Here is a 19,239-nt window from a genome sequence, read left to right on the forward strand (position 1 = left end):
CGCCCGTCACACCCGGAACAACGAGAGCTCGTCAGTTCGTTGAGCAGAGATTGTTGAGAAGAGACTGTCGTTTGCCTCACGGCGGAAGCGACTGCTTTGCTTCACGGCTCAACGACGCATTACAACCACCCCTTGACCGCACTAGCGAGAGCCCCCTTGCCAGGAGGGGGTGACGTGGCCGTTCGACTGGAGTTGCACGTGGCCGGGCGCATCGAAGACTACGCACTCATCGGAGACATGCAGACCGCCGCGCTGGTCTGCCGGGACGGCACAGTGGACTGGCTGTGCCTGCCCCGCTTCGACTCGCACGCCATCTTCGCCGGCCTGCTGGGCACCGAGGAGCACGGTTTCTGGCGGCTCGGCCCCGCACACGCCTCCGACGCCCCGCCGCCCACCGCGGCCCGCAGAAGCTACCGCGGCGACTCCCTGATCCTGGAGTCCGAGTGGGACACGCCGCGCGGCACGGTCCGGGTGACGGACTTCATGCCCCCGCGTGACGGCGCGCCCCAGCTGATCCGGATCGTGGAGGGCGTCTCCGGCCGGGTGCCGATGCGCTCGGCGCTGCGGATGCGCTTCTCGTACGGCCGGGTGGTGCCGTGGGTGCACAAGCACGAGGGCCGGACGGTCGCCGTCGCCGGCCCGGACTCCGTGTGGTTCGACACGGAGGCCGAGACCTACGGCAAGTCGCTGACGACGTACTCGGACTTCACGGTCGCCCCGGGTGAGCGGATCGCCTTCACCATCTCCTGGGAGCCCTCGCACAAGCAGCCGCCGGGGCTGCCGGAGCCGGAGCAGTCGCTGGAGGCGACGGAGGAGTTCTGGCGCGACTGGGTCGAGCACTGTACGTACCACGGCCCCTACCGTGAGGCGGTCGTCCGCTCGCTGATCACCCTCAAGGCGCTGACGTACGCCCCGACGGGCGGCATCGTCGCCGCGCCGACGACCTCTCTGCCCGAGGACATCGGCGGCGTCCGCAACTGGGACTACCGCTACACCTGGCTGCGCGACGCGGCCATCACCCTGTCCTCGCTCCTGCGCACCGGCTATCGCGAGGAGGCCCGCGCCTGGCGCGAGTGGCTGCTGCGCGCGGTCGCCGGTGACCCGGAGAACCTGCAGATCATGTACGGCATCGCCGGCGAGCGCGAGCTGGGCGAGGCCGAGCTGGACTGGCTGCCCGGCTACGAGAACTCCGCGCCGGTGAGGGTCGGCAACGGCGCCGCGCACCAGCTCCAGCTGGACGTGTACGGCGAGGTCACCGAGGCCCTCCACCTGGCCCATATGACCGGCCTGGCCCGCAGCGACTACGCCTCGCTGCTCCAGCTGAAGCTGATCCGGTACCTGGAGGACCACTGGCAGGAGCCGGACGAGGGCATCTGGGAGGTCCGCGGCCCGCGCCGCCACTTCGTCCACTCCAAGGTGATGGCCTGGGTCGCCGTCGACCGCACGATCAAGCTGATCGAGTCCGGTGACGTGGACGGCCCGCTGGAGCGCTGGAAGGACCTGCGCGACGAGATCCACCGGGATGTGTGCGAGAAGGGCTACGACAAGGAGCGCAACACCTTCACGCAGTCGTACGGCTCCAGGGAGCTGGACGCCTCCCTGCTGCTGATCCCGCAGATGGGCTTCCTGCCGCCGGACGACAAGCGCGTCATCGGCACCATCGAGGCGATCCAGCGCGAGCTGTCCACGCCGGACGGCTTCATCCTGCGCTACCCGACGCAGGGTGACCACGAGGGCGTCGACGGCCTCCCCGGCGACGAGGGCGCCTTCCTCGCCTGCTCGTTCTGGATGGCGGACGACCTGGCGATGATCGGCCGCGTCGACGAGGCCCGCAAGCTGTTCGAGAAGCTGCTGTCGCTGCGCAACGACCTCGGTCTGCTGGCCGAGGAGTGGGACCCGCGCCTGCAGCGCCAGGTCGGCAACTTCCCGCAGGCCTTCAGCCACGTGCCGCTGATCGACACCGCCCTGCGGCTGACGGCCTCCGGGGCGTACGGCGGCTGAGCCGGGCCGCCGTGACGCTCGACAGGACGGGGCTCGACAGGACGGACGTGGCGGGCCCGCCTAGCCTGGAAGGAAGCGTTACCCCCTTGCCGGAAGGGGGGCCGCCATGGCTTCCCACTCGAAGGCGGGCGCGGCCCTCGACGCGCTGCGCGAGGATCTCTCGGGTGATGTGTTCGCCCCGGCAGATCCCGGTTACGACGACGCCCGGGCCGTCTTCAACACCATGATCGACCGGCGGCCCGCGGTGATCGCGCAGTGCGTGGACGAGGACGACGTCGTGCGGGCCGTGCGGTTCGGCCGGGAGCTGGACCTCAACATCGCGGTGCGCGGGGGCGGGCACAGCGTGGCGGGCATGGCGCTGAACGACAACGGCCTGGTCGTCGACCTGCGCCATATGCGCGCGGTCACGGTTCACCCCGGGGCCGAGGCGGTACGCATCGCGGGCGGCGCCACCATGAGCGATCTGGACCGCGCCACCCAGCCGTACGGCCTCGCCACGACCGGCGGCCGGGCCTCGACCACCGGCGTCGGCGGCTTCGTCCTCGGCGGCGGCACCGGCTGGCTGGACCGCTGCTGCGGGCTCGCGGTGGACAATCTGCTCGGCGTAGAGCTGGTCACCGCGGGCGGCGACCGGGTCCACGCGAACGCGGACGAGAACCCGGACCTGTTCTGGGCCCTGCACGGAGGCGGCGGCAACTTCGGCATCGCCACCGCGATCACGCTCAAACTGCACGAGCTGCCCGAGTTCGCCATCGCGCTGCTGCTGTACCGGCCGGAGTTCGCGCCGGACGCCGTGCGCACCTTCCGCGATGTGATCGAGTCCGGCCCCGACGAGGTGGGCGGCGGCGTCCTGTCGTTCACCGGCCCGCCCGAGGAGTTCGTGCCGCCGCCTCTGGTCGGCGCGCTGGTGTGCGGTGTGCTCCTGACGTACGCCGGTGCCGAGCAGGACATGCGCAAGTACGCCGAGCCGCTGCTGGCGCTGCCGCACGACGCGGAGATCGTCGGCGCGATGCCGTACGCCGATGTGCAGTGCATGATCGACGATCCGCCCGGCATGCGGCACTACTGGTCGGCGGAGTATCTGACGGGCGCGCCGGACGACTTCGTCGACGTCTACTGCGCCGACGCCCGGGCCATGCCCGTACCGACCGGCACCCAGCATGCCCTCCTGCCGCAGGGCGGCGCGATCGCCGCCGGCCCGCACGAGTACCCGGTGCCCTACCGGGACGCGCCCTGGGCGGTCCATCCCTACGGCATGTGGCAGGATCCGGCGGACGACGAGCGGTGCGTGCAGTGGGTCCGCGGCGTCCGCGCCGACGTCCGGCCGTGGACCACGGGCGCGGTCTATCTGAACTTCATCGGCGACGAGGGCGCGGAACGCGTGATCGCGGGCCTGGGCGCCGAGAACACCCGGCGGCTGGCAGAGCTGAAACGGCAGTGGGACCCGGACAACGTCTTCCGGTTCAACCACAACATCAGGCCGGGCTGACCCTCCGGGGGCGTGGCCCCTGTTCCGATCGGCGTGTGCGACGGCGGCCGGCAGCCAGGCGACCGGCTCGGCGGGGTACGGCCGACGCGCTCGGCGGCCGCTTCGAGCTTTGCCCGCAGCATCCGCACCTGCTCCGGCTAGACGATGTCGAGGAGCATCCGGTCGGCGTGCGCGGCCGCCGTGGCGATCGCTCGGTCACCGAAGGCCGCCACGGTGAGCGGGCCGCCGGGCGGCTGGAGCCGGCGCGGGAAGACGCTGCCGGGGACGACCGGCTCGCCGACCTTGCCGTGCAGGAAGCCCCGTACGGCCGCAGCCGAGGCCTCCATCGCCGCCGCGGGCCGCACCCGCGCCACCTCATGCACGCCCTCGACGACCCGCTTGCTGGATGTCCCCAGCGCCCTCCGACCGGCCGCCCGGTGACGGCGGCGGCCGAGGCGGCACCCCGCGCGATGCCGAACGGCTCTCGCACCGACACCTGACTGTCGACCTCCCGTGCCACGGCAACCACGCTGAAGTCCATGGGAGCGCCGCTACCCGGCCGAGGGTGCGCCAACCGTGGGCCGAAGGTGGAGGCCGCCGTTCGCTTCGGACGGGTGATCGCCTTCGGCACGGCCCGGATATGTCGTGGAGGCATGCCCGCGGGTAGCGTCCGGTTCATGGACAGCGGAACGGGCGGTACGGACAGCGGATTCGGCACCCATGGCGCCGGGATCACCGTGCGGCGGGCGCTGGAGCTGCCCGGGCTGCGCAGCGGCCTCCCCGAGATCGTGGCGGGCGCCGACCGGCTGGGCCGGACGGTGCGCTGGGTGCACGCGGGCGAGGTGCCGCACATCGCCTCGCTGCTGAAGGGCGGGGAACTGCTGCTGACCACGGGCTACGGCCTCGGCACCCGCCCGGCCGACCAGCGCGCGTTCGTGCGCACCCTGGCCGAGCGCGGCATCGCGGCCCTCGTCATCGAGCTCGGCCCGCGCTTCACGCGCCTGCCCGCCGCGCTGGTCGACACCGCGCGCACGGCAGGACTGCCGCTCGTCCAGCTGCATCGCGAGGTGCCCTTCGTGACGGTCACCGAGGAGATCCACACGGAGATCGTCAACGGCCACTACGCGCTGCTGCAACGGGCGGAGGAAGTGCACCGCCGGTGCACGGAAGCACTGCTCGGCGGCGGTGGCGTGCCCCAAGTGCTCGGCATCCTGGCGGACTTCAGCGGCAACCCGGTCTTCCTGGAGACGACGGACGGCCGGCTGCTGTACGCGGCCGGGGCCGGGCCCGAGGGCGCGGATCCGTTGCAGGTGTGGGAGGGGCTGCGGGGGCAGCACAAGGACGCGCCGCCGCCGGTCGGGTCGGTGCTGGTGGATGTTCCGGGCGGCGGCCCGGGGGCGGGTTCGGTCAGGGCCCGTCTGGTGCTCCTCCCCGTACGCGGCCCACTCGCGCCCGTGCACCGGATCGCCGCCGAGCGGGCCGCGGGCATCCTGGCCGTGGTGCTGATGCAGGCACGCCAGGAGGAGGAGCTGGCGGCCCGCGGGCGCGGCGACTTCCTGACCGACCTCGCGGAGGGCCGGGTCGCCGCCGGGGACGCCCCGGCGCAAGCGCGCGTGCTGGGCTTCAAGCCGGGGGACAGCCCGCTGCTGCCGGTGGTGATGCGGCTCGGGGACGTGCTGTCGCCGGGCGGCGGATGGGCGGTGCTGGCGCGCGCGGTCGCGGAGGAGCTGGCCTCGGTGGGCGTGCCGGTGCTGTTGGGCGTACGGCCGGTGGAGGGCCGGGTCCTGGTGCTGCTGGGCCTGCGGTCGGAGTCGGAGCGGTCGGCGGTCGCGGACCGGGTCGCGACGGCGCTGCGGGCGGGCGTGGAGCGGGCCGGGATACAGCGGCCGGGCGCGCAGCAGCCGGTCGTGGTGGTCGGGGTCGCGGGCGGCTGGACGGCGGCCTCGGCGGGCCTCAGACACGCGGCGGAGACGGCGACGGCGGCGCAGGGCCTGTCGGACCGCCCCTGGTACGACGCCCGCCGCCTGGACATCGACCTGCTGCTGTGGCGGCTGCGCGACCATCCCGACCTCGCGGCCTTCGTGGACCGCGCGATCGGCCCGCTCCGCGACCACGACAACCGCTCGAAACCACCCCTGCTGCCCACCCTGGAGACGTACTTGGCGCACGCGGGCCGCAAGGCGGAGACGGCCCGCGAGCTGCACCTCAACCGGCAGACGCTCTACAACCGCCTCGCCCGTATCGGCGAGTTGCTCGGCACCGACCTGGACGATCCACAGACGGTGCTGGCGTTGAGCCTGGCACTGCGGGCCCGGCGACACGTCCCCTGACGCACCGCGGCTCCAGGGCGCCTGGACGGCGCCTAGATCATGGGCTGCGGCTGCGTCAACTCGTCGTAGACGCTGAGGACTTGGGCCACCGTCTCGTCCTCGGTCGGCCAGGTGGCCGCCTGCCGCACGCCTCGCTCCTTGAGGAACTCCCGCCGTTCGGGATCACCGAGCAGCCGTACGACGGCGTCGGCGAGCGCCTCGGGGTCGCCGTACGGGACGAGTTCGGCCGCGTCCCCGACGAGCTCCGGCATGCCGCCGACGTCGGTGGCGACGAGCGGCACGCGCGTGTGCAGGGCCTCCTGCGCGAGGACGGACCGCGACTCCCAACTGCTGGGGAGGAGCGCGAGGTCGGCGGCGGCGAGCAGCTCGGAGACGTCGTCGCGGCTCCCGATGAGCCGCACGGGCAGCCCCTCGTCCTCGATACGGCGCTGCAGACCGGCCCGCAGCTCCCCCTCCCCCGCGATCACGACCAACGGCACGGGATCGAGCCGCCGCCACGCGCGCGAGGCGTCCAGCAGTACGTCGTACCCGCGATGCCGCTCGAGCGAGCCGACGGCGATCAGCAACGGCCGCCCGGTGGCGCCTAGTTCGGCCCGCACCTTGGGTCGCAGCCGGTCGGGATCGTCGCGCTCGACGGTACGGCGCGGCGCGGGCAGGGCCACGGCGGCGAGCCGCGCGTCCCGCGCACCGGTCCGGCGGGCCCGGTCCACCAGCGCCGAGCTGGTCCCGAGCACGACGGAGGCGGCCTTGACGACCCGCCGCTCCAACAGCCGTACGAGATGGGCGCGGGCCCCTTCGGCCTGGGCCCGGTCGTGCCAGGTGACGACGAGCGGAGTACGCCGCCCGCTCAGGGCGAGCACGGCACGGAAGGAGGCGTGCAGCCCGTGCGCATGCACCAGGTCGGCGTCCGCGCACGCCGCCCGCAGGGCGGCCACGGAGGCGGGGTCGCTGCTGCGCGGCACATGCACATGATCGGCGCCGGCCCCGGTGAAGTCGTAGACGCGATCGGCCTCGACAGGGGCGCACACGGTGACCCGCACACCCCGCGCGACCAGCCCCGAGGCCAGCGATCGCACATGCGCGCTGCTGCCGGCGTTGCCGCCGCCCAGCACCTGCACGGTGCGCAGCGACGACTGGCCGTGCGGTGAGTGGCTGCTCACGGGGGTCACGTGGCCGGGCTCCTGGTTCGGGTCGGGCGGTCACGAAGAAAGTACAGAAGGATCGTGCGGAGGGGGTGTACCGCGAGGATCCCTACGCGTACGACGTGTTTACGCCAAGGATGCCAGGATGTACGGGGGTTCCGGGAACGGCGGGAGGCCGGAAGGCGGGCAACACGGCATGGCGAGTCACCCGCACGAGTGAAGCAAGGGCAGGGGGTATGCCCGAACACACGCACGCGGAGCGCGCTCCGGCGTCACCGCCCGTCCCCACCCCGCCGCGCCACAGCGAGGCCACCCCTCACTCCATCCCTCTCACCGCCCCTCACTCCACCCCCCGCGCCACCTCACTCACCTTGTCCCCGTACACCGCCGCGGCCACAAGGGCGGCGGCGTGCGCGACCAGTCCGGCCCGGCCGTTGGCGGCGACGACGGCGGCGCCCAGGGCCGCGCCCAGCGCATGCGCGCCGGTGTCGCCGATCATCGCCCGCTCCCCGAGGTCGTCGGGCAGTACGGCCGCGGCGGCTCCCATGGCGGTGGCGGCGATCTCGGCCCCGGCCCCTGCGCGGAGCAGTCCCGGCGCCCCCAGCGCGAGCACCGCGGCGGCGGCCCTGCCCGGGCGTACGTCCACGAGATTGACGAAGTGCGCGGCCCCGGCGATCACCACACCCGCGAGCAGCTTGTCCACGGGCCGCTCCTTCAGCAACGCGCCCGCGACGAGCCCCGCCGCGGATATCCCGAACAACTTGACCGCGCCGCTGGTGACTTCGCCGTCCCGGAGGGCGGAGAGGTGCGCCCGGAACCCGCGTCGGGGGTCACCGGCCCCGGCGACGTCGTCGTACGCCCCGCAGACCCCCGCGACGGCCACGGCGACCCCGGCGGCCGGCGACACCCGCCCAGTCCCGAGCGCAGCCGCCACGGCGGAGGCGGGCCCGGCGTACAACTCCACGGTCCGGCCCGCGTAGTTCTTCCGCTGCCAGCGGTCACGGCCGCCGGGAGCCTTGGCGCGCAGGGCGCTGACGGCGGCGCGGGTGACGGCGGCGGAGAGGCCGAAGGCGGTGGTCCTGGGGGCACGTTCGATCATTCGGCCACCCTACGGGCCACCACTGACAACCAGCCCTCCACGAGCACCGGCCGCCGGCACCGACCTCACAGCGGAGCCCTCAGACACCCGGCCCCAGACGTCCGCCTAAACGTACGCCCCAGACATCTGCCCAGACATCTGCCCGAACATCCGCCTAGACATCCGCCCTGGCCGTCGCCAGCAACTCCTCCGCGTGCGCCCGAGCGGTCTCCGAGTCCTCCTGCCCGGCGAGCATCCGGGACAGCTCCCGGATCCGCTCCTCGCCCTCCAGGACCTTCACCCCGGACCGGGTGACCGACCCGTCGTTGGTCTTCTCGACCAGCAACTGCCGGTCCGCGAAGGCAGCGACCTGCGGCAGGTGGGTGACGACCACAACTTGCGCGGTCTTGGCCAGCCGGGCCAACCGCCGCCCGATCTCCACGGCCGCCTTGCCGCCGACACCGGCGTCGACCTCGTCGAAGAGATACGTCGGCACGGGATCGGTCCCCGCGAACACGACCTCCACGGCGAGCATCACGCGCGAGAGCTCACCGCCGGACGCGCCCTTGGCGATCGGCCGGGGCGGCGCTCCCGGATGCGGGGCGAGCAGCAGCTCGACCTCGTCGACACCCGACGGCCCGTAGGCGACCGTACGCCCACCGACTTCCACGCCCTCCGGGTCCTCGGTCTGCCGGATGTCGAAGGACACGCGCGCGTGCGGCATGGCCAGCGAGGCCAGCTCCGCCGTCACGGCGGCGGCGAACCGCTCGGCGGCCTCCGCCCGCGCGTCCGTCAACGCCTGCGCCAGCCCGCCGAGCTCGGCCCGCAGCGCGTCCCGCTCGGCGGTCAGCTCCTCGATCCGCTCGTCGTCGCCGTCCAGCTCGGTCAGCCGCGCCGCGCTCTCCTCGGCCCAGGCGAGCACGGCGGCGACGTTCTCGCCGTACTTCCGCGTCAGGGCGTTCAGCGCGGCCCGCCGCTCCTCGACGGCCCCGAGCCGCAGGGGGTCGGCGTCCAGATCGTCGGCGTACCCCGCCAGCTCCCCGGCGACATCCCCGAGCAGGATCCCGATCTCCCCGATCCGCTCGGCCAGCGCGGCCAGCGCCGGATCGTGCGACCGCACGGCGTCCAGGGCCCGCTGCGCACCGGCGACGAGCGTGGCCGCGTCGATGCCCTCGGGGTCCTCCGGGTTGCCGGCGAGGGCGGCGTGGGCGGCCGTGGCGGCCGACGACAGCGCCTCCGCGTGTCCGAGCCGCTCGGCCTCCTCCGCGAGCTCCACGTCCTCACCGGCCCGCGGCTCGACCCCGGCGATCTCGTCGAGCCCGAACCGCAGCATGTCGGCTTCCTGGGCCCGCTCACGCGCGCGCGTGACGATCTCGTCGAGCTCGACGGAGACGGCCCGCAGCCGCCGGTACGCCTCGGTGTACTTGGCCAGCGGCACGGCGACCGCGTCGCCCGCGTACCGGTCGAGCGCCTGCCGCTGCCGGGACAGCTTCAGCAGCCCCTGCTGGTCGGTCTGCCCGTGCACGGCCACCAGATCGTCGGCGAGCTCGGCGAGCAGCCCCACCGGCACACTGCGCCCACCGACATGCGCCCGCGACCGCCCCTCGGCGGAAACGGTACGGCTGATCAGCAACGCCCCGTCGTCGAGCTCGGCCCCGGCCTCCTCAGCCCGCACCACGGCCGACGCGCCCGCGGCGACGGTGATCCGCCCCTCCACGACCGCCTTGTCGGCCCCGAGCCGCACGAGCGCCGGGTCCGCCCGTCCGCCCAGCAACAGCCCGAGGCTGGTGACCACCATGGTCTTGCCCGCACCCGTCTCGCCGGTGACGGCGGTGAACCCCGGCGACAGCTCGACGACCGCGTCGTCGATGACCCCGAGCGACCGTATCCGCATCTCCTCCAACACGGACACGACCTTACGAGGTCGGGGGCCGGGAGTGCGACGGCCCCCGGTCCCAGTCATGTGAAGGTCCAGGTGACGAATGTGTACCGACCGCACATTGTCACTCGGGTGAGTGGTCCGGCCCAAGGGGCGCCGGGGCTGTATCGATTTGCGGCTCCGCCGCGTGGGCGCGAGCAACCACGAACCACCCGCAGCCGCCCGCGCTCCCGCACCACCCCCACAGCCGGCTAGTGAGGCGCCCCCCGCCACCCGGAAACCGGCAACGCGAACTTCGCGACCAACCGATCCGTGAACGAAGCGTGATGCAACCGAGCCAGCCGAACCGGCACAGCCCCCCGCCGCACCTCGACCCGAGCCCCCGGCGGCAACTCCACGGTCCGCCGCCCGTCACACCACAGAACACCCGGCGGGATATGCGGCAGAACCTCCACCGCGAGCACGGAGTTCGGCGAGGTCACCAACGGCTTCGCAAACAGCGCATGCGCACTGATCGGCACCATCAACAGCGCCTCCACCTCCGGCCACACCACGGGCCCACCGGCGGAGAACGCATACGCCGTCGACCCCGTCGGCGTGGACAGCACGATGCCGTCACAGCCGAACCCGGTGACCGGCCGCCCGTCGATCTCCAGCACGACCTCGAGCAGCTTCTCCGCCCCGGCCTTCTGCACGGCCGCCTCGTTCAGCGCCCAGTCGGTATGAACGACGTCACCGTTCTGATGGACCACGACGTCGACGGTCATCCGCTCCTCGACCTCGTACGCCTTGGTCACCACCCGGTCGACAACCTTGTCGAGATCGTCCCGCTCGGCCTCCGCGAGGAACCCCACCCGCCCGAGGTTGACCCCGAGCATCGGCACCCCGGAGGCACGCGCGAACTCGGCCCCCCGCAGCAGCGTCCCGTCACCGCCCAGCACGATGAGCAGCTCACACCCGTCGAGGCACTGCGGAGTCGCCTCCCTGACCAGCTCCACCTCGTCCGGCAGCGGCAGGTCCTGCGCCTCCGCCTCCAGCACCCGCACACCGATCCCCGACCTCAGCAGCCCCTTGACCACGAGCTCGGCGCTGCGGATGGCGGCGGGCCGCCCGGTGTGGGCGAGGAGAAAAACAGTACGAGCTCGGTTCTGCATCAACGCGGCCCCTCCGCCACTGCACGGTCAACGTCGGCCGGGTCCAGGGCGGGCGCCCCGGCACGCAGCCACAGAAAGTACTCGACGTTCCCGGAGGGCCCGGGCAACGGACTGGCCGTGACGCCCTTCGCCCCGAGCCCGAGTTCCCATGCCTTCTCGGCCACGCCGCGCACGGCCTCGGCCCGCAGCTGAGGGCTGCGGACGACCCCGCCGCTCCCCAGCCGTTCCTTCCCCACCTCGAACTGTGGCTTGACCATCATCACCAGGTCGGCGTCCGGCTTCACGCACCGCACCAGTGCGGGCAGCACCAGTCCGAGCGGGATGAAGGACAGATCCCCCACGACTAGATCCACTGGTTCCCCATCGATCGCTTCGAGCGTCAACTCGCGTACGTTCGTACGGTCCTTGACGGTGACGCGTTCATCACTCCGGAGAGTCCAGGCGAGTTGTCCGTATCCGACATCGACGGCGACGACATGCGCGGCCCCGGCCCGCAGCAGCACATCGGTGAACCCGCCGGTCGACGCACCGGCGTCCAGCGCCCGCCGCCCTTCAACCGCGAGCCCCTGGGGTACGAAGACCTCCAGCGCGCCCGCGAGCTTGTGCCCGCCCCGCGACACGTACTCGGGATCGCTGTCGTCGGCCGAGACGACGATCGCCGCCGCGGTCTCCACCTGCGTGGCCGGCTTGGTCGCGACGGTCTTGCCGACGGTGACCCGCCCGGCGGCGATCAGCTGGCTGGCGTGCTCGCGCGAGCGCGCGAGCTTCCGGCGGACCAGCTCCGCGTCGAGACGGCGACGTGCGACTCCTGCCACGTTCGGTTCAGCTCCTATGTCCGTACGACGGTGAGGGCGCCGGAGGTCCCGGGCGGGCGTCGAGCGCGGTCAGCGCGTCACGCAGCCCCTGATGTACATCCTCGTACACCTCGATGTGCCCGTCGGTGGCGAGGTGGTCGGCATCCCCCAGCCGCTCCAGCCGGGCGTCGACGTCGGCGTTGCCGGTGGGGGTGCGGGGGACGTTCAGCGGGGCCGGGGCGGCGGGGTCGTACGCGTCCTCGGCTTCTGCCTCGGCCGCCTCCTGCCGGATCTCCGCCTCCGGGATCTCCGCCTCCCGGATCTCCGTCTCCGGAACTGTGTCGCTCATGCCCAGACGCTACCCCGAACCGCTGGGGTACCGTCGATCGCGATGGCCACGATTGAGGAGTGCCGCGCCGCACTCGAAAAACTGTCGGACAACATGCAGCGCGCCGAAGGGGACGCCCGCACGGCCGCGGCCCTGGACCGCTCGGTGAGCTGCCACATCACCGACCTGGACGTCACGTTCGCCGGACGCATGGCGGGCGGCCGGATCCATGTCCACGACACGATCCAGGGCCCACCACGCGAGAAGGCCCAGATCAGACTCAGCATGGCCGGCGACGACCTGGTGGCCCTGGTCAACGGCGAGCTGAACTTCGCCAAGGCCTGGGGCTCGGGCCGGGTGAAGTTGTACGCCGGCGTACGCGACCTGCTGCTCCTCAGGAAGCTTCTGTAGCCGCGACCTTCTCGACCACCTTGCGCGCCTTCCGCGCCGCCGGCACCACCAGCGGTGTCCCGGTCTCGGGGTCGTCGATCACCTGGCACCGCAGGCCGAAGACCTCCTCGACCAGCCCGGCCGTGACGATGTCGTTCGGCGCGCCCTCGGCGATGATCTTCCCGCCGCGCAGCGCGATGAGGTGCGTGGCGTAGCGAGCGGCGTGGTTGAGGTCGTGCAGCACGGCGACCAGCGTGCGCCCCTGCTCCTCGTGCAGCTCGGCGCACAGGTCGAGGACGTCGATCTGGTGCTGGATGTCGAGGTAGGTCGTCGGCTCGTCGAGCAGCAGCAGCGGCGTCTGCTGGGCGAGCGCCATCGCGATCCACACCCGCTGCCGCTGGCCGCCGGACAGTTCGTCGACATAGCGGTCGGCGAGCTCGGCGACACCGGTCTGCTCCATCGACTCCTGGACGACCCGCTCGTCCTCGGTCGACCACTGGCGCAGAATCCCCTGGTGCGGGTAGCGGCCACGGCCCACCAGGTCGGCGACGGTGATCCCGTCCGGCGCGATCGACGACTGCGGCAGCAGCCCCAGCGTGCGGGCGACCTTCTTCGCCGGCATCGACTGGATGACCTGCCCGTCCAGCAGGACCCGGCCCTGGCTGGGCTTGAGCATCCGCGACAGCGCCCGCAGCAGCGTGGACTTGCCGCACGCGTTCGGGCCGACGATCACGGTGAAGGAGTTGTCGGGTATCTCCACCGACAGCTGCTCGGCGATGACCCGCTGGTCGTAGGCGAGGGTGACGTTGTCGGCGGACAGGCGGTTCACAGTGCTCCTTCGGTTGTTCAGCCCGTTGTTCGGCCCGCTGCTGTTGCTGCTGTCGGCGCTCATATCCGGCCCGCCTTGCGCTCGATGACCAACAGCCACAGCAGATATACGCCGCCGAGCACGCCCGTCACCACGCCCACGGGCATCTGGTCGGCTCCGAAGACCCGCTGGGAGACCCAGTCGGCGGCGACGAGGAGGGTGGCGCCCATGCACAGGGAGGGCAGCAGGTTCGGGCCGGGCGAGCGGGTCAGGCGCCGGGCGAGCTGCGGGGCGGTGAGCGCCACGAAGCTGACCGGACCGGCGGCGGCGGTGGCGGCCGCGGTGAGCAGCACGGCGGACAGCATCAGCAGCAGCCGTACGCGTTCCACCCGCACGCCGAGGGCGTACGAGACGTCGTCGCCCATCTCCATCATCCGCAGCCCGCGCGCATTGCCGAGGACGAGCGGTACGAGCACGGCGCACAGCGCGAGCAGCGGCCAGACCTGGGCCCAGTCACGGCCGCTGAGGGAGCCGGTCATCCACACCACCGCGCGGGCCGCGTCGACCAGGTCGGCCTTGGTCAGCAGATAGCCGTTGACCGCCGTCATGATCGCGGACATGCCGATACCGACCAGCACCAGTCGATACCCGTGCACGCCCCGCTTCCAGGCCAGCAGGTAGATCGCGAGCCCGGCCCCGAGTCCGCCCGCGAGCGCACCCACGGTGACCTGGGTGGCGTTCCCGGAGAACAGCACGATCACCAGGAGCGCCCCGGCCGTGGCCCCCTGCCCGAGGCCGAGGATGTCCGGGCTGCCCAGCGGGTTGCGGGACAGCGCCTGGAACAGCGCTCCGCCGAGGCCGAGCGAGGCACCGACGAGGAGCCCGACGAGGACCCGCGGCAGCCGCAGTTCGTTGACGATGAACTCCTGCCCCGCGTTCCCGTCGCCGAGCAGCGTCCTGAGCACGTCGCCCGCCGCGATCGGGAAGTCGCCGGTGCCGATCAGTACGACGCTCGCGGCGAGCGCGGCGACCAGCAACAGGACGACGACGGTCAGTGCCCGGACGTCGAGCCGGACGGAGAGCCCGCCCGGGGTCCGCACGGCACGGTTGGCACGGGTCTTCCCCACAGCGCTCCCCGCCGTCCTCGCTTCCTTCTTGGATGCGCTCTTGGACGCGCTCTTCGCGTCGCTCTGCACTGCGGTCTTCACAGCTGGGCCGTCCTCCGCCGTCGTACGAGAAAGATGAAGACCGGTCCCCCGAGGATCGCCGTGACGATGCCGACCTGGAGCTCGGAGGGCCGGGCGACGATCCGGCCGAGGACGTCGGCACCGAGCAGCAGCACGGGCGACAGGACGGCGGCGTACGGCAGGATCCAGCGCAGGTCGGGCCCGGTGAAGGACCGTACGACGTGCGGCACCATCAGACCGACGAACACGATCGGCCCGCAGGCCGCGGTAGCGGCCCCGCACAGCACGGTGGCGGCGAGCATCGACAGCACCCGGGTGCGGTTCAGGTTGGCGCCGAGGGCCCGCGCGGTGTCGTCGCCCATCTCCATGGCGTTCAGCGGCCGGGCGAGGGCGAGCGCGAGGAGCATGCCGACCACGAGGAACGGCAGCACCTGCTGGATGATCGAGTCCGTCGCCGAGGTCAGCGAACCGACCGTCCAGAAGCGCATCTTGTTCAGCGCCGCGTCATCCATGATCATCACGGCCTGCAGATAGCCGTAGAGCGCGGCGCTGATCGCCGTACCGGCGAGCGCCAGCCGTACCGGTGTCGCGCCCCGGCTGCCGCCGAGGAACCAGACCATCGTCCCGACCGCGGCCGCACCGAGGAAGGCGAACCAGACGTAGCCGCTCAGGCTCGTGACGCCGAAGAAGGTGATGGCGGTGACGACCGCGGCGGACGCGCCCGCGTTGATCCCGAGCAGTCCGGGGTCGGCCAGCGGATTGCGGGTGAGCGCCTGCAGCACGGCCCCGGCCAGACCGAGCGCGGCACCGGCGAGCAGGCCGAGGACGGTCCGCGAGATCCGGTCGTCGACGACCACGTCCCCGTAGGTGCCCGAGTCCGCGAAGAGGCCGTGCCAGACCTCCCCCACGGACAACTGCTTTGCCCCGATCGCGATGCTCGCCAACGCGACGACCACCAGGATCAGGACAGCGACGAGCAACCCAACAGCACGTATCGCCCGTCGGGTTGGGGGCGCGGACACGGACTCCGCGCGCTGTTCGGGAGGACTGTCGACCAACACGCAGTTAGGTTAGCCTACCCTGCCATTCGGCCACGATCCCGCTGCGCGCCCATGCCGCCCTTCCTGCGGGAACCGCCCGGCGGCTCACCACCCCAGCCGCGCCAGCGCCTTCCCCGTGTCCAGCTCGCACACACCCGCACCGGCCGCCGTCCAGGCCGCCGCACACAAGGCCCGCAGCCCGTCCAAGGCCCCACCGTCACCGTCCAGTTCCAGCCGCTCGGCCCCGGCAGTGGCGGTCCAGCCACCGCACCGGAACCCGTCCCCGTCCGCCACGACGTCCGGCTGCCCGGTCAGCAACCCCCGCAGATCGGCGTCGACATACGTCGGCCGGTGCTGCGGCGGCGCGGCGAGCAGCTGGGCGCCGTCGGTCACGCCGGTCAGCACCAGCAGCGAGTCCACATCCCCGTTGAACGCCCCCTCGATGTCCGTGTCCAGCCGGTCCCCGACCACCAGCGGCCGCTCGGCGCCGGTCCGCAGGATCGTCTCCCGGTGCATGGGAGGCAACGGCTTGCCCGCCACCTGCGGCTCGGCGCCGGTGGCTATCCGTACGACCTCCACTGCCGCCCCGTTGCCCGGCCCGATCCCGCGCGGGCCCGGAATCGTCAGGTCGGTGTTGGAGGCGAACCAGGGCACCCCACGAGCAACCGCGTAACAGGCCTCCGCGAACCGCCCCCACGGCAGCTCGGGCCCGCCGTACCCCTGCACGACCGCCGCCGGATCGTCGTCCGCCGACTCCACCGGCTCCAGCCCGCGCTCCCGCAGCGCCACCCGCAGCCCCTCCCCACCGATCACCAGCACCCGGGCGCCCGCCGGCACCTGCTCACTGATCAGCCGCGCGACCGCCTGCGCCGAGGTGATGACGTCGTCCGCGCCCGTGGGTATCCCCAGCTCGGTCAGATGCGCGGCCACGGCGTCCGGAGTCCGCAGGGCGTTGTTCGTGACGTACGCCAGATGCATCCCGCCCGCCCGGGCCGCGGCGAGCGACTCGACGGCATGAGCAATCGCGTCGCCCCCCGCGTACACCACACCGTCGAGGTCGAGCAGCGCCGTGTCGTACGCCTCGCTCAGGGCCCGGCCACTGCCCTCGGGCCTCGTCCTGACGCTCTGGCTCATTCCGCATCGCTCCTCGTTCGACGGCTTTCCCCCGATCATCCCCCATGCCACTGACACCCGTACGATGCCGGGATGAACACAGCAGGTCACCCGGAAGCAACGGCGCGCCGAGGCCTGGAACTCACCCCGTTCCGAGGACTTCGCTACGACCCCGACCGGGTCGGCAGCCTTGCCGCCGTGACATCCCCTCCGTACGACGTCGTCGTCCGCCCCGACGGCCTGCACCACCTCCAGGACGCGGACCCCCACAACATCGTCCGCCTGATCCTCCCCCAGGCCGGCACCCCCAGCGCCCGCAACGAACAGGCGGCCGACACCCTGCGCCGCTGGCTGTCCGAAGGCGTACTGACCGCGGACCCCGCCCCCGGCCTCTATGTCTACGAACAGCACGACGGCGACGGCATGCTGCAACGCGGCATCATCGGCGCGCTGCGCGTCTCGGAGCCGTCGGAGGGCCTGGTCCTGCCGCACGAGGACGTCATGCCGCACGTGGTCGCCGACCGAGCGGCCCTGATGCGCGCCACGTCCGCGAACCTCGAACCCCTGCTCCTGACCTACCGCGGCAACGGCACGGCAGCCGACACGACCGCCGTCATCGAGCGCACGATCGAACGCCCGCCGCTCCTGTCGACCACCACGGAGGACGGCTTCAGCCACCGCCTGTGGTCCCTCACCGACCCCACCGACCTGGCCCGCGTCCAGTCGGACCTGACCCGCCACCAGGCCCTGATCGCCGACGGCCACCACCGCTGGGCGACCTATCGCCGTCTACGCGCGGAGCACCCCTCGCCCAGCCCCTGGGACTACGGCCTGGTCCTCCTGGTCGACACAGCCCGCTACCCCCTGCGCGTGCGCGCGATCCACCGCCTCCTGCACGGCCTGCCGGTGCCGGACGCCCTGGCCGCCCTCGACGGCCTGTTCCGCGTACGCCGCCTCGAACTGCCCCTGCCCGAGGCCCTCCAGGCACTGGCCGACGCGGCCCACGCGGGCAACGCCTACCTCCTCGCCGGAGACGGCGCCTTCCACCTGGTCGACCGCCCGGACCCGGCCCTCCTCGCCCGTACGGTCCCCACCGACCGCCCGGCCGCCTGGCGCACCCTGGACGCGACAGTCCTGCACGCCACCCTCCTCGCCCACATCTGGCACATCCCCGAGGACGACCCCACCCGCATCGCGTACATCCACGACACCGCCGCCACCGTCAGAAAGGCGGAACGCGACGGCGGTACGGCCGTCCTGATGCACCCGGTCCGCGAGGACGTCGTCCGCGACCTCGCCCGCCAGGGCGTCACCATGCCCCGCAAGTCGACGTCGTTCGGCCCGAAGCCGGCCTCGGGCCTGGTCCTGCGCGCTCTGGACCTCTGAACGCCGAAGGGCGGGACCCCAGCCCGGGATCCCGCCCCTCACCTCACGCGTAGCTCACTCCTTGTCGCCCTCACCGGGCCCGGCCGGAGCCTGCTCCTCGCCACTGACGTCCTCGTCCTCGTTCTCGTCGAGGGCGTCGACGAACTCGACACCGTCCAGCTCGGCGAGCCGGTCGGAGGCGTCCGTGCTGCCGTCCTTGTCGGCCTCGACGGCCTTGGCGAACCACTCACGCGCCTCACCCTGCCGCCCCGCGGCGAGCAGCGCGTCGGCATACGCGTACCGCAGCCGCGCCGTCCACGGCTGTACGGCGTTGGAGGCCAGCTCGGGGCTCTGCAACGTCACGATGGCCGCGTCCAACTGCCCCATGTCACGCCGGGCGCCGGCCGCGACGAGCCGCATCTCGACCTGACCGGCCTTGTCCAGCTTGTGCACCTCGGGAGCACCGGCCATGTCCAGCGCCTTCTCCGGCCGCCCGAGCCCACGCTCGCAGTCGGCCATGACGGGCCACAGCTCGGTGTTGCCGGTCATCCGCCGAGCGGCCCGGAACTCGGCGAGCGCCTCACCGTACTTCTGGTTCGCGTACGCCGCGAACCCGGCCGCCTCACGTACGGCCGCGACACGCGACGCCAGCCGCAGCGCCACCTTGGAGTAGCCGTAAGCACCCTCGGGGTCCTCGTCGATGAGCCGCGCGACCATCACCAGGTTCTTGGCGACATCCTCAGCGAGTGTCTTCGGCAGGCTCTGCAGCTCCTGCCGTACGTCCTTGTCGATCTCGTCGCCCGTGACGTCCTCGGGGATCGGCAGCCGCTTGATCGGCTCCCGGTCCCGGTCCCGCTCGTCGCGGAAACGCCCGCCACCGCCGCCACCGCGCCGGTCGTCACGCCCACGGAACCCACCGGGACGCCCACCACGGTCGTCCCGACGGGGCCCACGGCCGCCACGGTCGTCCCGCCCACGGAACCCACCGCGCTCGCCCCGGCTGTCATCCCGCCGGAAGCCACCGCGATCCCCACGGTCCTCACCACGCCGGTCGTCCCGCCGGAAGCCACGGTCCCGGTCGCCCCGCTCACCGCGGTCGTCACGCCGGAAGCCACCGCGCTCGCCGTCACGGCGGTCATCCCGGCGGTCGTCCCTGCGGAAG

General features: G+C 72.6%; 17 protein-coding genes. 5 read left to right on the plus strand and 12 right to left on the minus strand.

The genetic code is table 11. The features are described from left to right. Positions 1–198: 198 nt before the first annotated feature. Both AQI70_RS28100 and AQI70_RS28105 read left to right on the plus strand, forming a co-directional pair. A complete protein-coding gene (locus AQI70_RS28100; protein WP_062154900.1) occupies positions 199–2,001 on the plus strand; it encodes a glycoside hydrolase family 15 protein in 1,803 nt (600 codons plus the stop codon). A 106-nt stretch (positions 2,002–2,107) separates the two neighbouring features. Then, positions 2,108–3,490, plus strand: a complete 1,383-nt coding sequence (locus AQI70_RS28105) for an FAD-binding oxidoreductase (protein ID WP_062154902.1) — start codon at positions 2,108–2,110, stop codon at positions 3,488–3,490. Between the two features lie 137 nt (positions 3,491–3,627). On the opposite strand, the gene AQI70_RS40390 is transcribed toward AQI70_RS28105, so the two are convergent. Beyond that, positions 3,628–3,852 (minus strand): hypothetical protein, encoded by a 225-nt coding sequence (locus tag AQI70_RS40390; RefSeq protein WP_244181867.1) that lies wholly within the window; start codon positions 3,850–3,852, stop codon positions 3,628–3,630. A gap of 294 nt (positions 3,853–4,146) precedes the next feature. Between AQI70_RS40390 and AQI70_RS28115 the strand changes: the two genes are divergently transcribed. Continuing rightward, on the plus strand, positions 4,147–5,799 hold the full coding sequence (locus AQI70_RS28115; RefSeq protein WP_062154905.1) for a PucR family transcriptional regulator: 1,653 nt from the start codon (positions 4,147–4,149) through the stop codon (positions 5,797–5,799). Between the two features lie 32 nt (positions 5,800–5,831). On the opposite strand, the gene AQI70_RS28120 is transcribed toward AQI70_RS28115, so the two are convergent. The 6 genes from AQI70_RS28120 to AQI70_RS28145 form a co-directional block, all read right to left on the minus strand. Continuing rightward, positions 5,832–6,968, minus strand: a complete 1,137-nt coding sequence (locus tag AQI70_RS28120) for a glycosyltransferase family 4 protein (RefSeq protein ID WP_062154907.1) — start codon at positions 6,966–6,968, stop codon at positions 5,832–5,834. 313 nt (positions 6,969–7,281) lie between these two features. Next, the gene (locus AQI70_RS28125; protein ID WP_062154909.1) at positions 7,282–8,040 is read right to left on the minus strand and encodes a hypothetical protein; all 759 of its coding nucleotides are present in this window, start codon (positions 8,038–8,040) and stop codon (positions 7,282–7,284) included. 154 nt (positions 8,041–8,194) lie between these two features. Then, a complete protein-coding gene (recN, locus tag AQI70_RS28130; protein ID WP_062154911.1) occupies positions 8,195–9,913 on the minus strand; it encodes a DNA repair protein RecN in 1,719 nt (572 codons plus the stop codon). Between the two features lie 236 nt (positions 9,914–10,149). Further along, positions 10,150–11,055 (minus strand): NAD kinase, encoded by a 906-nt coding sequence (locus tag AQI70_RS28135; protein WP_037890074.1) that lies wholly within the window; start codon positions 11,053–11,055, stop codon positions 10,150–10,152. Further along, the gene (locus tag AQI70_RS28140) at positions 11,052–11,867 is read right to left on the minus strand and encodes a TlyA family RNA methyltransferase (protein WP_062154913.1); all 816 of its coding nucleotides are present in this window, start codon (positions 11,865–11,867) and stop codon (positions 11,052–11,054) included. Before AQI70_RS28140 ends, AQI70_RS28135 begins: the two co-directional genes overlap by 4 nt. Positions 11,868–11,874: 7 nt before the next feature. Continuing rightward, positions 11,875–12,195, minus strand: coding sequence for a hypothetical protein (locus AQI70_RS28145; RefSeq protein ID WP_062154916.1), 321 nt, complete (start codon positions 12,193–12,195; stop codon positions 11,875–11,877). A gap of 42 nt (positions 12,196–12,237) precedes the next feature. Here AQI70_RS28145 and AQI70_RS28150 point away from each other — a divergent pair, with 42 nt between their 5' ends. After that, entirely contained in the window at positions 12,238–12,585 is a 348-nt protein-coding gene (locus tag AQI70_RS28150; RefSeq protein WP_062154917.1) for an SCP2 sterol-binding domain-containing protein, read from the plus strand. On the opposite strand, the gene AQI70_RS28155 is transcribed toward AQI70_RS28150, so the two are convergent. The 4 genes from AQI70_RS28155 to AQI70_RS28170 all read right to left on the minus strand — a co-directional run bounded on the left by AQI70_RS28155 (position 12,569) and on the right by AQI70_RS28170 (position 16,733). Further along, positions 12,569–13,456 (minus strand): ABC transporter ATP-binding protein, encoded by an 888-nt coding sequence (locus AQI70_RS28155; protein ID WP_063801620.1) that lies wholly within the window; start codon positions 13,454–13,456, stop codon positions 12,569–12,571. The genes AQI70_RS28150 and AQI70_RS28155 overlap by 17 nt on opposite strands. After that, positions 13,453–14,499 (minus strand): FecCD family ABC transporter permease, encoded by a 1,047-nt coding sequence (locus tag AQI70_RS28160; protein WP_062154921.1) that lies wholly within the window; start codon positions 14,497–14,499, stop codon positions 13,453–13,455. The genes AQI70_RS28155 and AQI70_RS28160 overlap by 4 nt, the downstream gene beginning before the upstream one ends. A gap of 77 nt (positions 14,500–14,576) precedes the next feature. Next, positions 14,577–15,620, minus strand: coding sequence for a FecCD family ABC transporter permease (locus tag AQI70_RS28165; protein ID WP_062154922.1), 1,044 nt, complete (start codon positions 15,618–15,620; stop codon positions 14,577–14,579). Positions 15,621–15,704: 84 nt separating this feature from the next. Beyond that, a complete protein-coding gene (locus tag AQI70_RS28170; protein ID WP_062154924.1) occupies positions 15,705–16,733 on the minus strand; it encodes an HAD hydrolase-like protein in 1,029 nt (342 codons plus the stop codon). A 72-nt stretch (positions 16,734–16,805) separates the two neighbouring features. On the opposite strand from AQI70_RS28170, the gene AQI70_RS28175 reads away from it, so the two are divergent. Continuing rightward, the gene (locus tag AQI70_RS28175; RefSeq protein WP_062154926.1) at positions 16,806–18,098 is read left to right on the plus strand and encodes a DUF1015 domain-containing protein; all 1,293 of its coding nucleotides are present in this window, start codon (positions 16,806–16,808) and stop codon (positions 18,096–18,098) included. 54 nt (positions 18,099–18,152) lie between these two features. Here AQI70_RS28175 and AQI70_RS39840 read toward each other — a convergent pair whose 3' ends face one another. Beyond that, positions 18,153–18,902 carry a tetratricopeptide repeat protein gene (locus AQI70_RS39840; protein WP_079051514.1) on the minus strand — a complete coding sequence of 250 codons (750 nt, stop codon included), beginning with the start codon at positions 18,900–18,902 and terminating at the stop codon, positions 18,153–18,155. Positions 18,903–19,239 lie beyond the last annotated feature (337 nt).

The organism is Streptomyces curacoi (genome assembly GCF_001513975.1).
GTDB lineage: Bacteria > Actinomycetota > Actinomycetes > Streptomycetales > Streptomycetaceae > Streptomyces > Streptomyces curacoi.